The sequence below is a fragment of the Methanolobus mangrovi genome (assembly GCF_031312535.1).
Classification (GTDB): Archaea; Halobacteriota; Methanosarcinia; order Methanosarcinales; family Methanosarcinaceae; genus Methanolobus; species Methanolobus mangrovi.
The window spans coordinates 443,756-458,647 of the sequence record NZ_CP133594.1; the positions used below are offsets into that span (position 1 = coordinate 443,756).

A 14,892-nucleotide genomic window follows, 5' to 3' on the forward strand; every position below is an offset into this window, starting at 1 on the left:
TTTCTCACTGCTTTTTTGATTTATCAAAGGTGGGACGTATGATAAGCGATAAAAAATATGGTGTTTCATTACAGGTTTTGATAATTTTATTCTCATTCATAGTAGTAGCTGTACCTGCTGCAGCCATTTCTCCTCCGGTAGTATTAGAAGGGAGTTTAATGCTTGATGGAAGTCCGGCACCTGTGGGTACCGAAGTGGCAGCTGTTGTTGATGGCCAGACAGTTGGTGAAACAACTGTAACGAATACAGGTCTTTTCGGTGATGAACGAAGCAACAGGCTGGGAGTGAGCTCTGATTACAGTGTAGTCACGATCTATGTGAATGGTGTGGAAACAACAACATTGGACCTTAGCAGTTACCAGAGTGGTGAAATGATTTCCCTTGATCTTAGTGCAACTACTCCTGCATCTCCTACTACAACTGGAACGAAATCTTCAGGTGGTGGCGGAGGCTTTAGTAGTGTTACTACGGAGACTACCGAAGAAGCTGTGGACACAGGATCTGAAACATCACAACCAGATGAAACAATAGTTCAGAGTCCAATAGAGGAAGAAGTAGCTGATGAAGTAGCAGGTGAAGAAGAATCATCGCCTGTAAGTGGTGTCAGCAGTATGATTGCTATATTTGGTCTTATTCTTGTAGGGGCTGTAATTGTTTCCTATAGATACAAGTCCAAGAAATAGATCGAATCTGCATGTTGGAATGAATTTTTCTTCCAACATTTATTCATCATGAGTGGGTAGTTGCAGGTGGAGAAAAGAAACTGTAACTAGTGGATGTGGTTATATTAGAAGAAGCAGGACTGCCATTAGTGTGGAAATTTTAAAAGCTGCATTGGAGGGGGCTAAAAAAACACATATAGTTTACAGTGCAAATCTGAACTTTGATATGGTTAACAGGTATCTTGAAATGTTAGAAGAAAAAGGCCTTCTTGAACATAAAGGAAACTTGTATATCACAACTGCAAAAGGTAAAGAGTTTCAGGAGATTGCAAAGGAATTAGGTCTTTGATTTCATAGTCATTGGTTATTATTGGATAGCCACTGACAATTTCTCAGTTCACGAATGCATTGTTTTTTTGAGGTCTAACTTGTACATAAAATGTAGGGACTTTGTACAGTATCTGTCTTAATTATTTATAACTATGTGCACAGTATATATTAATTAATACACTCTATGTACACAAATAACTGTATATAGGGGCATGATGTTTATACCTATGACCAAACTAACCATATCCTATAAAGCTCAATAATTGGGCATAATAGGTTTCTCTGGACAACTCCACGGAAGTATAGTCCAAAAGTCATGGAGGAAAAAAAATGCTGACCCGAGAATTAATATATGGATTGATTCCCTATTCAATTCATCAAAAGATTGTGAGATGGAAATGCAAATTCAAAAAGCAGGATAATCTTCTGATAGAAAATCACCTGGCATTATATCCGCATTCTCTCGACATAAATAAAGTGGTAAGAGATGATCTGGATAAGTGTGTTGCTTTTTTACCATATTGTGCAAAACCCCTTGGGGAACATGAATGTCCGACATCGGACAAGGTCAATAATAGGAAGAACCAGAAATGTATCAAGGTATCTGGTGGAAAATGTGATGTACCATGTTCACTCGGTGAAATGGTAGATGTTCTTGTAAAACATGGCTTCAAAAAAGATCAGATATTCATAATAGATCGTGATTCCAACCTTTTCCCCTGGCTGCAGCAAAAAAGGAAGGAAGGTTACGAATATTTCATGCCGGGCACAGGCTGTAAATACGGCGTATCTTATGCCATAGATTATATTGGTAAGAAACTTGGCTATAAGGGTTGCATAGCCTTTGTAGATGATTATTGTTCTCAAGACAAAGACAATGGTGTTTGTAAATGCATGAACGATTATCTGGGAATGGAAGGTATAGACAAGGGCAAAAGGACTAAGATGCATAAAGAGACCATTATCCTGATGGATCGTATCCTGTCGGGGAACTATCATAATATGGTGGATGTTCCTCACAAATCGCCTAATACTAATGAAAATCCTTCCAGTACATGATTCATTACTATTGAAAATATTAGGGTGCTTTCCTTATTTATTTCTCTACTATAAATATATATCAAGTTTGCAGGTTTTATTTGTATTTTTTTTTGTTCCTACAAAAAAAGATACACTATACGGTATTTTGTTGCAACGCCAAAGTTTTATTATCATGATTATGCTATCTTTATTTGGGAGATATGCACATTCCAAAGAATGAAGCATTTAAGAGGTGGGGTTAATCAACGAAAATATCTGTCTTGGAAAGATTATATTCATTCGTTCCATATTCGATAAATAAAAGGCTCATAGAAAACAGATTGAGTTACAATCAGGTAAACAAAATTTTGCTCAGTCATAGCGTAGCTATCTCCTCACCTTCTGTTGATATGCAGAAAATAGTTAAAGATGAGCTGGACAGTTGCATCTCTTTTCTTCCTTATTGCGCCAAACCTTTTGGAGATTATACTTGTCCTGTATCTGATAATGAAAAATTAAGGAAAAATAGAAAATGCTTAAAACTGGATGGCAGAAGTTGTAATGTTCCCTGTTCGCTGGGTCGTATGATAGATGTTCTGAAGCAACAGGATTTTACAAAAGACCGAATTTTTATAATTGATAGTGATTCTCATCTCTTCCCCTGGCTCGAAGAGAAAAAGAACGAAGGTTACAAATATTTTCTTCCGGGTGTCGGATGCCATTATGGGGTGAGTTATGCATTAAAATATATTCAAAGGGAAATAGGGTTAGAAGGTTGTATAGTATTTCTGCAGGATAATGATCCTTTGGACAAACGTCATGGTGTATGCAAAAGTATTTTTGATTACAACAATATGGAAAAGATTGACAGGGGCAAAAAAACAAAGATTGGTGAGGAATCCCTGAAAATAATTGAAGATATACTATCCGGAAAACTCTATCTTAAAACGAAATAAAATGAATAAGGATCATTTATCTTAAACTCTTCCTTCTGTTTATCCTTCTATTCAATGTTTTGTAACTATCCTACTTCAGTATGCTACGGAGTATTCCTACTGATTTTTGTTTGCTACGATAATAAATAGTGTTCTATGTAAATTATTCCCTAGTAGTAATAAATCTTTTACTTATAAGGGTGGGGCAAATGACAAAATACAATTTACTTTTTGTGATAGCTCTGGTGTTGCTCGTGATGTCGGGGACAGCAGTAGCTATCACTGTGGATGGAGAAAGAAGTATAGATGAATGGAATGAGAACTGGAACTTTGGCCAGGTAAATGGTACCAGCTATGATTCAAATGGTCCTTTCGGAGACAAGATGGTTGTATTCCAGAATGGGGGCTGGTATGATGAGGACCCTGCTGCAGATGCAGGTACCAACTTCAATGAGAATCTAAGTACGGAAGGTCCTTATCCCAGTGGATATGATATAAAAGGACAGTATGCTCATTATGACATAATCAATGACACGCTCTATGGTATGTCTACAGTATACGGTCTTCCTGGCGATCTTGACGGTAATGGGAATATAGTCGGCCTTACGGAAAATGGCGATATACTTGGACCAGTTACTGGAAAAGATCTCACAGGAATCGGTCCTGGGGAACAATGGAGTATCATGATATTCCAGGGTGATAAAGCACTGATAATAGTGATTACAAATAATGACTGGACTGTTAGCACAATAGGCTTTACAGGAATTGATGAGAATGATGTAATTGCTGCAAATGGTAATGCAGGTGGTCCTGATAACTGCAGTAATTGTGTATATGAGATATCAGTACAGAACCTGGCTCAATATTTCGATATGACTCCTGGTCAGGGATTCAGTGTGGCTTCGAGTGCCGGAGGAAACCTTGACATTGTAGGAGAAGACATTGCAGCAGTATTCTTTGAAATACCAAATCCAGAAATTGATATTGAAAAATCAACTAATGGTGAGGATGCTGATGCTGCACCAGGTCCTGGAATACCTCAGGGTAATGAACTCCTGTGGACCTATGTTGTAACCAACACCGGTAATGTGCCATTGGAGAACATATCGGTCACAGATGACAAACTCGGTTCCATCACTGACATAATCAATAATGGTGATGGTGATTCGACACTGGCGATCGGAGAAACATGGATCTATATTGCAACTGGAATTGCTGAATGTGGTCAGTATGAGAATAATGCTACAGCAGTTGGTTTCTTTGATGTGATACCTGTTTTTGATATTGACCCAAGCCACTACTTCGGTGAATGTCCTGATATCGATATCGAGAAAGCTACTAACGGTGAAGATGCTGATGTTGGCCCTGGTCCTGGAATCCCGGAGGGTGATGCTGTTACATGGACCTATGTTGTAACCAACACAGGTAATGTCAATCTTACAGACATTCAGGTAAGTGACAACATTCTTGGAACTATCACCAACATAATCGATCAGGGTGATGGTGACGATGTACTTGCCGTCGGTGAGGTATGGACACTTGAAGCAACAGGTGTTGCTGAATGTGGTCAATACGAGAACGAGGGTACCGTTACCGGTGATTCTGGTGACACTACTGTAAATGACAGTGACTTGAGCCACTATTTCGGTGAATGTCCTGATATAGATATCGAGAAAGCCACAAACGGTATCGATGCTGATGTTGGTCCTGGTCCTGGAATCCCACAGGGTGATGTTGTTACATGGACGTATGTTGTAACCAACACAGGTAATGTCAACCTTACAAACATTCAGGTAAGTGACAATATCCTCGGAACTATCACCAACATAATCGATCAGGGAGATGGCGATGATATACTTGCCATTGGTGAAGTATGGACACTTGAAGCAACCGGTGTTGTTGAATGTGGTCAGTACGAGAACGAAGGTAGTGTAGCCGGTGATTATGGTGACACTACTGTAAATGACAGTGACTTGAGCCACTACTTCGGTGAATGTCCTGACATTGATATCGAGAAAGCCACAAACGGCGAAGATGCTGATGTTGGTCCTGGCCCTGGCATTCCACAGGGTGATGCAGTAACGTGGACCTATGTTGTAACCAACACAGGTAATGTCAACCTTACAAACATTCAGGTAAGTGACAACATCCTCGGAACTATCACCAACATAATCGATCAGGGAGATGGCGACGATATACTTGCTGTCGGAGAAGTGTGGACACTTGAAGCAACGGGTGTTGCTGAATGTGGTCAGTACGAGAACGAAGGTAGTGTAGCCGGTGATTATGGTGATACTACTGTTACTGACAGTGACTTGAGCCACTACTTCGGTGAATGTCCTGACATCGACATTGAGAAGGCCACCAACGGTGAAGATGCTGATGTTGGTCCAGGTCCTGGACTACAGGAAGGTGATGTTGTTACATGGACGTATGTTGTAACCAACACTGGTAATGTCGATCTCACAAATATTCAGGTAAGTGACAATATCCTCGGAACTATCACCAACATAATTGATCAGGGAGATGGCGACGATATACTTGCTGTCGGAGAAGTGTGGACACTTGAAGCAACCGGTGTTGCTGAATGTGGCCAATACGAGAACGAAGGTACTGTAACCGGTGATGCTGGTGATACTACTGTAAATGACAGTGACTTGAGCCACTATTTCGGTGAATGTCCTGACATCGATATTGAGAAGGCAACAAATGGTATCGATGCTGATGTTGGTCCTGGCCCTGGAATCCCACAGGGTGATGTTGTTACATGGACATATGTTGTAACCAACACTGGTAATGTCAACCTTACAAACATTCAGGTAAGTGACAGTATTCTTGGAACTATCACCAACATTATCGACAATGGTGATGGCGACGATATACTTGCTGTCGGAGAAGTGTGGACACTTGAAGCAACCGGTGTTGCTGAATGTGGCCAATACGAGAACGAAGGTACTGTAACTGGTGATGCTGGTGATACTACTGTTACTGACAGTGACTTGAGCCACTACTTCGGTGAATGTCCTGACATCGATATCGAGAAGGCCACCAATGGCGAAGATGCTGATGTTGGTCCTGGCCCTGGAATCCCACAGGGTGATGTTGTTACATGGACGTATGTTGTAACCAACACTGGTAATGTCAACCTTACAAACATTCAGGTAAGTGACAGTATTCTTGGAACTATCACCAACATTATTGATCAGGGAGATGGCGACGATATACTTGCTGTCGGAGAAGTGTGGACACTTCAAGCAACCGGTGTTGCTGAATGTGGTCAGTACGAGAACGAAGGTACTGTAACTGGTGATGCTGGTGATACTACTGTTACTGACAGTGACTTGAGCCACTACTTCGGTGAATGTCCTGACATCGATATCGAGAAGGCCACAAATGGTGAGGATGCTGACACTGCTCCAGGTCCATCACTTGATGTTGGTGATACTGTCACGTGGACCTATGTTGTAACTAATACTGGTAATGTTGACCTTACAAACATCCAGGTAAGTGATAACATCCTTGGTGCTATCACTAATATTATCGATAAGGGTGATGGAGATGACATACTTGCTGTAGATGAGGTATGGGTGCTTGAAGCAATAGGCAGTGCTTCATGTGGTGACTATGCAAACCTCGGTACTGTAACAGGTGATTATAACGAGATCACAGTAACTGACGAGGATCCAAGTCACTATAATGTTGTCTGCATACCTCGTATTGATATCGAGAAATCAACCAATGGTGTTGATGCTGATGTAGCTCCAGGACCTACGCTTGTCTATGATTCAAATATCACCTGGGAATATGTGGTCACAAACACTGGTAATGTACACCTTACCAACGTGACGGTCACTGACGATAAGCTTGGTGTCATAACAAATATCGTGGACAAAGGAAACGGTGATGACACTCTTCTACCGGGTGAAGTATGGATATACCAGGCAACAGGTAAAGCAGAATGTGGTCAGTATGCCAACATTGCAGATGTTGTAGGTCATTATGGTGCTATTCCGGTAACTGATAATGACCCCAGCCACTACAATGTGAACTGTGGACCTGATATTGATATTGAGAAATATATCAATGGAAACGATGCTGACCATGCTCCTGGAGTTCTGCTTGCTGTAGGTGATGAGATCATCTGGACCTTTATTGTGGAGAACACAGGCAATGTTCCATTGGTGAATGTGGTTGTTGATGATGACAAACTGGGAATAATACCTTCATCAAGCATTATTTCGAAGAGCATCAACAATGATGACATTCTGGATCCGGGAGAGGTCTGGACATACGAGCTAAGGGATAGCATGCAGGAATGTGTTCCGCAGCACACGAATACTGCAGTTGTTACAGGTGAGTTTGAAGGTGATGAAGTTACAGATGAGGATGCAGCCAATTACTACTGCCAGCCTGTAGTACCACTGTTGAGTCCTGTTGGAATGGTGGTATTCATCACATCTCTTGGACTTGTGGGGGCATTCTATCTTAGGAGGGGGGATTAATTCCTCCTTTTCTTTTCTTAAAATAAGTTCTGATTTTACCTGACTTAACAATTTAACTTATGTTTGCTTAAATTTGCAGAGTTGAGTATTCCTTTTATACTTACTTTAAACCAAACAGTATTTTTCCGAAATATTTTTACGTAACAATCCTACTGAATTTAGTTTGCTGTATTGCTATATATTGTGGCAACTAACTCTTTATTGTTAATATATTCTTTATAAGAAGGGAGCGGAAAATAATGAACAGATTACATGTAATGTTCGGAATATTGATCATTTTATTCTCCGTCCCCAGTGCTGCGGCAATATCCGTGGATGGGGTGCGTGGAGTTGGGGAGTGGGACGAAGGCTGGGCCTTTGCACAAACAGAAGGCACAGGTTATGATTCCAACGGTCCTTTTGGAGATAAAATGGTTATATTCCAGGATGGAAATTGGTATGATGAAGACCCTCTGACCGATTCGGGTACGAATTTTGATGAAAGCATGGCTACGGCAGGACCGGCTGAAAGCGGATACGACCTTCGGGGATTTTATGCACGTTATGATCCTGTAGGCGATGTACTTTATGGTATGTCTACAGTATACGGTCTTCCGGGTGACCTCGATGGTGATACAAGCATATCCAGTGTAATAGCTAATGGTGACACTGCAGGTGCTGTAACCGCAAGACCTATCACAGGTATTGGTGCTGGTGAGCAGTTCAGCATAGTACTTACCCAGGACACACAGAGTGTGCTTATACTTGTCACCAATAATGATGTGACTGTAGCTATCCTTAATGGTGCCTTCCCTGGTTTTACTGAAGCAAATGTAGTTGCGGCTAACAGTCAGGCTGGAGATGCAGTATATGAGATATCTATCGCAGGTCTTAGTAACTATTTCGATCTGAGTGGCGGTGAAGAATTTGAAGTAGAAATAACTGCCGGAGGCAATCTTGATATTCCTGGTGAGGACAGGGCACTTATATTCATTGCAGTTCCTAACCCGGACATTGATATTGAGAAGGCAACTAACGGTTTTGATGCAGATAATCCAACAGGACCTGAACTTCAGCCTGGGGATGATGTTACATGGACCTATGTTGTTACTAATATGGGAGATGTGCCACTGGAAAATGTTGCTGTTACTGACAACATTCTTGGTGTCATAACTAACATCATAGACAAAGGCAATGGTGATGATATACTGGACATTGGTGAGATATGGACCTATGAGGCGACTGGCACTGCAGAATGTGGTCAGTATGCTAATGTTGCTGACGTTGTAGGTTACTATGGTGTCATTCCGGTAACTGATGAAGATCCAAGTCACTACATTGTAAGATGTGAACCTGACATTGACATTGAGAAGCATACAAATGGCTATGATGCAGATTACCCTTCAGGTCCGCAGATTGCTGTAGGGGAGACCATTACATGGGAATACTTCGTAACCAACACTGGAAATGTACCACTGGAAAATATCGTTGTTGAAGATGATGTGATCGGTACGATCGGGGATGCTAAGATCGTTTCCAAGAGTATTAACAATGATGATATTCTCGATGTTGGAGAAGTATGGACCTATGTGGTTACAGATACTCTGGAGGAATGTGTTCCACTGTACGAGAACATTGCTGTTGTAACCGGTGAGGATGAGCAAGGTACTGTCGTAACTGATGAGGACCCAAGCCACTACCACTGTCAGCCTGTTGTCCCACTGCTGACGCCTGTTGGTATAATGGCTATGGTCGGTGCACTTGGAATACTTGGAATTGTCACGCTGAGACGTCGTGATTAATTCCAATCCTTTTTCTTTTTCATAGTTTTTTTTTTCTTGGAGGAAAGATGGCTAAAAAAGAAAAACAATTAAAGGGTGCCAGGAAACATAAAACTATAGAAAAAGTAGATGGTCCTTTAGTTCATAGTAAGGGTAATGTGCATGCATTCTTGAAAAAGAACGAGCGCATTCTCAGGTTCATAGGGCCGTATCTCTTTTACATAGCACTTTTCACAGGGACATATGTATTATTTCAGGAGAAGTTCGTTTTCCTGAGCACATCGACTGCAAGTGCCCTTTCAGTTCTGATGTCTCTCCTTGGAGTTGAAAGTTCTTCTTATGGTCAATCCGTTTACATGAACGGCTTTTCTGTCATGGTCATAGATGAATGTACAGGAATGTATGAGCTACTGGTTTATGCAGGATGTGTGCTTGCCTATCCTACGACATTACGTAACAAGGCACTTGGTATCGTTCTGGGAATACCCGCAATGTTAGTTATAAACATGTTCAGGCTGGTTTTCCTTTCCTTTGTAGGATTGATGTATCCTGCACTTTTCAGCTATGTACATTATTATCTGTGGCAGATAACATTCATCTTCCTTATCGTGATGCTCATGTTACTATGGATAGAAAAGGTAGTGAAGAGTGGAAATATTTGAAGGGGGATAATTTGGAGGTATGATGGGTGATGAAAACCTTTGATATGGCCAGTTGTTCTGAAAAGATAGAATTTTCAATAAAGTGTTCATCCTTAAAACACGATCTAATATATTGTTTCAACTATGCATTTGAGTGTGGGTGTTACTATTAGACGAACCAAATCAACAATAAGTGTGGAAATATTAAGGGCTGCATTGGAGGGGGCAAAGAAAACACATATTGTGTACCGTGCAAATCTGAACTTTGAAGTTGTGAACAGGTACCTGTCCCTGTTAAAAGAAAAGGGTTTGATAGAACAAAGAGATAATCTGTATATTACAACTGATAAAGGTAGGGAATTCCAGGAGATTGCAAAATATTTAGGTATGTGAATTAACCATAGTTCCTGCAACCACTATCTCTTTTATATCTTTAGCATGGCATTGAATTATCATACTATTTTCTTAAATCTCAATAGGTTTTTAACCGATAACCCGTATAATAAAGCTGGATTTTCATGAATTTCATATTTCATGGGTATTAAAAATCATAAAAGGAGGCCATATTATGCTGGAGATCAATAATCTAACAGTTGAAATCGGCGGCCGAAGGATACTGAAAGGCGTTGACCTTAATGTTGAAGCCGGTTACACTAACGTTCTTTTCGGACCAAACGGAGCAGGCAAATCCGCACTTCTTATGACACTGATGGGATTTAGTGGTTATAATGTTGTAGAGGGAGAAATAATTTTCAAAGGAGAGGATATCACCAACATGTCGGTCTTTGAAAGGGCGCAAATGGGTATGGGTATCATGACCCAGAGACCTCCTAATATGAGTGGTGTTAAACTCTATGATCTTTTGAATGTTATTACTAAGGACCTTAAGGAAACTGAAAGTCTTGCTGAAACGCTGGACATGGTCAGGTTCTTTGAAAGGGATGTTAATGTAGGATTTTCTGGTGGAGAGATCAAGAGGTCTGAACTTCTCCAGCTTTCCGCACAAAATCCTGATTTTCTTCTTCTGGATGAACCTGAGTCAGGTGTGGATCTTGTGAGCATTGAACAGCTTGGTCAGACGATAAACCAACTCTTGCAGAAAGATTGTAAATGTGCCGGTGACAGGTGCAAGCATGGCAAATCTGCACTGGTAATTACACATACCGGACAAGTCCTTGATTATGTCGAAGCTGACAGGGGCTATATCTTGTGTAATGGGACCGTCATGTGTTCCGGAAACCCACGTGAAATGCTGACCGAGATCAAAGAACAGGGATATGAGGAGTGTATCAAATGCAAGCTGATGAAGATGTGAGAAAGAGGGCAGAGGCTGCACTCAAGAAGACTGCTGCTTATGGGGAGGATTTCGACCTTGATGAATACTCCATTGCTTCAAAAGATGTCGAAAAAACAGAGGATCTTGGTGAACTCAGTGAAGAGGATCAGAGGACTCTCCTGAATGTGGGATTCACACCATCTGAGGAGAATCGTTCAGGCAGTCTCATTATGCTGGATAACGCTGTCACACACACATCTCTGCGCAACAAGGATGTCGTGGAACTGATGTCCCTCAAAGATGCAATGAAGACTCATGAATGGGTTAAGGATTATGTCTGGAAACTGGTCAAACCGGATGCTGACAAATATACTGCAATGAGTTATCTTCAGGAAGCGGATGGATATTTCATCAGGGCTCCGGAAGGCAAAAAATCAAAAATGCCGGTTCAGACATGTTTGCTTCTGGGTTCCAAGCAGGTTTCCCAGACAGTTCATAATATAGTCATCGTTGAAGAGGGAGCAGAACTTGATGTTATAACGGGCTGTTCCACAAAACATGGAATTGAAAAAGGTCTTCACCTTGGAATCTCAGAGATGTATGTTAAGAAGGGAGCAACTCTGAACTTCACGATGATCCACAATTGGGCAGAACAAATTGGTGTCAGGCCAAGGACTGTCGTTCATGTGGAAGAAGGTGGTACATACATCAGTAATTATGTAACCCTTAAACCTGTCAAATCCATACAGGCATACCCGACTGTTGTCCTTGAAGGAAAAGGAGCCTTTGCAAGATTAAATACAATTGCTGTGGCACATCCTGATTCGGAGCTTGATCTTGGAAGCAGGGTTATTTTCAATGCAGAGGATACAAAGGCTGAACTTATATCAAGAACAATTACCACAGGAGGCAATATCATTGCCCGCGGTGAGATGATCGGTAATGCAAATAAGGCCAAAGGTCACCTTGAATGTCATGGACTTGTGCTTGGTGGTGGAATGCAAAGGGCGATTCCTATACTCGAGGCAAATGTTGAAGATATCGAACTATCTCATGAAGCTGCTGTGGGCAGAATAGCACGTGAGCAGATCGAATATCTCATGGCAAGAGGACTTACGGAAGAAGAATCCGTGGGTATGATCGTAAGAGGGTTCCTTGATGTTGGTATCCAGGGCATTCCGGATGAATTAAAAGCTGATATAGATGCCACAATAGAAAAGATAGGAGAGAACGCTATCTGATTCTCTCATCTAAAGTTAATCAATTATCTGAGGAGAATAAATGAATCAAAAATATGCAGCAATATTTCTAGCAGCTATCATGGTAATGTCTATTTTTTCATACTTTGTTGCGAGTTTTATAGGAGATTCCGGCAACGATGAAGTAGCAGCAGATGTACAGGATGCACCAGGTTTTGAGATTATTGACGGGACGCATTTTGAAGCAGATATAAATTCCATCTCTGATGGGCTTGCAATTAGTCCTGAGGGTATATCAAATGCAGCATACATTGATTACTCTAAAGTATATGGCACTCCGCTTCAGGCCTTTGCACCAAATATCACCGATCTGTATTCAGTATACAATACTCTGATCGTCAAAAGATACTCAGCATATAACGATGATGGTTTTGCATTTGAAGCACATGTGCTGTCGCCGGAAATTGTAAATTTCCAGTATATGCCAGCAGAAACTTATAATGGTTATCAGATTCTTTTGAGGGGCCAGGAACTATACAATGTTATAGGTACTCCTACGTTATTGGGACAACAAAGCAGTCTTGAGGATGTTATCGATGTTTCATCAGGTATAGCAAATGCTTCTACGGACTATGCGGAATTACTTGAGTACGTGGAACCGGGAGCCGAATACCAGATGCTGAGTTCTAATGATATTCTTGCTGACCAGCATTATCTTGAATTCAGAGGAACGGGGGATGGTAATTACACAAGGACAGAGATTTTCCTTAATCCTTCGGACTCTGCACTTAGTACAATATCCGCTCTTGAAGGCAACAGTACTGAAAGGGGTTTGTTGTATGATACAACCATTGAAGATGATGGAAAGATTGTAAAGGTCGTTGTTACGGCTAATGAATCAAATTTCTTTAATCTTGCAATGGAACAATACTGGTGATCTCAGATCACCATTCTCTTTTTTTAGAAATATCCTGCCACAAGGTTTATACCTGAACAAGTTATTTAATGACTCCAATTGCGCATTATGCAAACATTATATCTGCAGATGCAGTAATTCAAAGCCAATACTTTGGCATTTAACTTTGTGTCAGTTAATTATTGATAACTTTATTACAATCGTAATTGGCCAAATTAGCCGGATAACGGCACACAATGAATAATGAAAAACCATGAGTATACATCATGGTTTCGAAGGAGACTATAATATGGCAGCTAAATTTGATGTTCCAGAAGAACTTGTAAACAAAGCACTTGAGAGTGTAGAACTGGCAAGAGACACAGGTAAATTAAAGAAAGGCATAAATGAAGTGACAAAAGCTATCGAGAGAGGCATCACAAAGCTTGCAGTAATTGCAGACGATGTCGATCCTGCTGAAGTTATTGCACACATTGCACCACTCTGTGAAGAGAAGAATACTGCATACATCTATGTAACTGAGCAGAAAGAGCTTGGTGCTGCCTGCGGAATAGGTGTTGCTTGCTCTGCTGTCGCTATTATCGACGCTGGCAGGGGTAGTGAGCTTGTTGAAGACATTGCACAGAAAGTAAGTGCACTTAAATAATCCCGATACGTGAGGTATCACTATGGCAGATGAAGATACAGGCTATGCGGCTGAAGTCATCGATGTTATCGGTAATACCGGTATGCATGGTGAAGCCAGCCAGATCCAGTGCCGTGTGCTTGAAGGCCGTGACAAGGGCCGTATAATCACCAGAAATTGTGTTGGTCCTGTAAGACTTGGTGACATCATGATGTTGATCGAGACTTCCAGAGAAGCTAAGAAACTGACTACCAGATGAGGTGACTACAATGGAACAAAGAAAATGTTCTTTTTGCGGTGAAATTCTTGAACCGGGAACTGGTAAGCTCTTCGTAAAGAAGGATGGTTCAACTTATTATTTCTGTACATCCAAATGCGAAAGCAACTTTGATCTCGGAAGGTTACCAAGACGTACAGTCTGGACCGAACAGGGTAGAATCCACTTGAAGAAAGCATAATTGGGTGTTCTAAATGGAACAGACATACATTATGATCAAGCCAGATGCAGTACAGCGTGGACTGATGGGCGAGATCATTTCAAGAGTAGAGAAACGCGGTCTTAAGATCGCAGCTATGAGACTTGGTGTCATGAGTGAAGAGAGTGCAAAGGAGCACTACAAGGAACATGCTGAAAGGCCATTCTTTGCTTCACTTATTGAGTATGTAACATCAGGTCCTTCTGTTTCCATGGTAGTGGAAGGAAAGAATTCCATTGCTATCATGCGTGCAGTGAACGGTGCAACAAATCCTGTTGATGCACTCCCTGGTACAATAAGGGGAGATCTTGCAATTGAAACCGGCAGGAATGTAGTACATGCTTCCGATTCAACAGAATCCGCACAGCGTGAAATCGCTATCCACTTCAAGGATTCAGATATAGTGAACTATTCAAAGATCGATGAGGTTTGTCTCTACGAGTAAGTAGTGACAACTCAGGATGTTTGCGATACTTATATTAGCAAACGTCCTGAAGTATCCTTTACTCAAAATTGTTTTCCAATTATCCTAACTATCTTTGAAGGGGCT

General features: G+C 41.1%; 15 protein-coding genes. All 15 read left to right on the top strand.

Going from position 1 to position 14,892, the window contains the following annotated elements; all coding sequences use genetic code 11:
• Positions 1-38 precede the first annotated feature (38 nt).
• The 15 genes from RE476_RS02300 to ndk all read left to right on the top strand — a co-directional run bounded on the left by RE476_RS02300 (position 39) and on the right by ndk (position 14,787).
• Positions 39-683 (top strand): hypothetical protein, encoded by a 645-nt coding sequence (locus RE476_RS02300; RefSeq protein ID WP_309308786.1) that lies wholly within the window; start codon positions 39-41, stop codon positions 681-683.
• A gap of 52 nt (positions 684-735) precedes the next feature.
• Entirely contained in the window at positions 736-1,011 is a 276-nt protein-coding gene (locus RE476_RS02305; protein WP_309308787.1) for a winged helix-turn-helix domain-containing protein, read from the top strand.
• 368 nt (positions 1,012-1,379) lie between these two features.
• Positions 1,380-2,051, top strand: a complete 672-nt coding sequence (locus tag RE476_RS02310; RefSeq protein ID WP_309308788.1) for a hypothetical protein — start codon at positions 1,380-1,382, stop codon at positions 2,049-2,051.
• Positions 2,052-2,293: 242 nt separating this feature from the next.
• The gene (locus RE476_RS02315) at positions 2,294-2,968 is read left to right on the top strand and encodes a hypothetical protein (RefSeq protein WP_309308789.1); all 675 of its coding nucleotides are present in this window, start codon (positions 2,294-2,296) and stop codon (positions 2,966-2,968) included.
• Between the two features lie 188 nt (positions 2,969-3,156).
• Positions 3,157-7,449 (top strand): DUF7507 domain-containing protein, encoded by a 4,293-nt coding sequence (locus tag RE476_RS02320; RefSeq protein WP_309308790.1) that lies wholly within the window; start codon positions 3,157-3,159, stop codon positions 7,447-7,449.
• A 239-nt stretch (positions 7,450-7,688) separates the two neighbouring features.
• Complete coding sequence (locus tag RE476_RS02325) at positions 7,689-9,230, top strand: DUF7507 domain-containing protein (protein WP_309308791.1); 1,542 nt, start codon at positions 7,689-7,691, stop codon at positions 9,228-9,230.
• A 47-nt stretch (positions 9,231-9,277) separates the two neighbouring features.
• Positions 9,278-9,871 carry an archaeosortase B gene (artB, locus tag RE476_RS02330; protein ID WP_309308792.1) on the top strand — a complete coding sequence of 198 codons (594 nt, stop codon included), beginning with the start codon at positions 9,278-9,280 and terminating at the stop codon, positions 9,869-9,871.
• A gap of 123 nt (positions 9,872-9,994) precedes the next feature.
• Positions 9,995-10,243 (top strand): winged helix-turn-helix domain-containing protein, encoded by a 249-nt coding sequence (locus tag RE476_RS02335; RefSeq protein WP_309308793.1) that lies wholly within the window; start codon positions 9,995-9,997, stop codon positions 10,241-10,243.
• 175 nt (positions 10,244-10,418) lie between these two features.
• A complete protein-coding gene (locus tag RE476_RS02340) occupies positions 10,419-11,165 on the top strand; it encodes an ABC transporter ATP-binding protein (protein ID WP_309308794.1) in 747 nt (248 codons plus the stop codon).
• On the top strand, positions 11,144-12,367 hold the full coding sequence (locus RE476_RS02345) for a SufB/SufD family protein (protein ID WP_309308795.1): 1,224 nt from the start codon (positions 11,144-11,146) through the stop codon (positions 12,365-12,367). The genes RE476_RS02340 and RE476_RS02345 overlap by 22 nt, the downstream gene beginning before the upstream one ends.
• A 40-nt stretch (positions 12,368-12,407) precedes the next feature.
• Positions 12,408-13,262, top strand: a complete 855-nt coding sequence (locus tag RE476_RS02350; protein WP_309308796.1) for a hypothetical protein — start codon at positions 12,408-12,410, stop codon at positions 13,260-13,262.
• Between the two features lie 268 nt (positions 13,263-13,530).
• Positions 13,531-13,887: a 50S ribosomal protein L7Ae gene (gene rpl7ae / locus RE476_RS02355; RefSeq protein ID WP_309308797.1), complete on the top strand. Its 357-nt coding sequence runs from the start codon at positions 13,531-13,533 to the stop codon at positions 13,885-13,887.
• A gap of 22 nt (positions 13,888-13,909) precedes the next feature.
• A complete protein-coding gene (locus RE476_RS02360; protein ID WP_309308798.1) occupies positions 13,910-14,125 on the top strand; it encodes a 30S ribosomal protein S28e in 216 nt (71 codons plus the stop codon).
• Positions 14,126-14,135: 10 nt separating this feature from the next.
• Positions 14,136-14,324 carry a 50S ribosomal protein L24e gene (locus RE476_RS02365; RefSeq protein WP_309308799.1) on the top strand — a complete coding sequence of 63 codons (189 nt, stop codon included), beginning with the start codon at positions 14,136-14,138 and terminating at the stop codon, positions 14,322-14,324.
• 13 nt (positions 14,325-14,337) lie between these two features.
• Complete coding sequence (gene ndk / locus RE476_RS02370) at positions 14,338-14,787, top strand: nucleoside-diphosphate kinase (protein ID WP_309308800.1); 450 nt, start codon at positions 14,338-14,340, stop codon at positions 14,785-14,787.
• The last annotated feature ends 105 nt before the right edge of the window (positions 14,788-14,892 follow it).